The following is a 283-nucleotide window of genomic DNA, read 5'->3' on the forward strand; positions in this document are numbered from 1 at the left end:
GTGGATCAGCCCGCCGGGACACAGCGCATTCGACGCGCTGCGCGAAGCCCAGTCACTGGCCCCCCGCGACGCGCGGGTGAAGGCCGCTGCCGCGCGCCTGCTGCCCGCCAGTCGCCGCTGCTTCGACGACAATCTGCGGCAGAACCGCGTACAGGCCGCAGGTGCCTGCCTGCAGGCCTGGCAGACCCTGTCACCGACTGCGTCGGGGTTGCCCTCGGCGCGGCTGCGCCTGGCCCAGCGCTGGCTGGCGATCGGCAGCGAACGGCTCGGCAGCGGAGATCGG

General features: G+C 73.9%; 1 protein-coding gene. It reads left to right on the top strand.

The features are described 5' to 3' along the window. Window positions 1-283, top strand: a 283-nt coding sequence (locus EN852_RS40165; RefSeq protein WP_210238344.1) for a hypothetical protein, incomplete at both ends; no start/stop codon positions are given.

The organism is Mesorhizobium sp. M2E.F.Ca.ET.209.01.1.1 (assembly GCF_004010375.2).
Classification (GTDB): domain Bacteria; phylum Pseudomonadota; class Alphaproteobacteria; order Rhizobiales; family Rhizobiaceae; genus Mesorhizobium.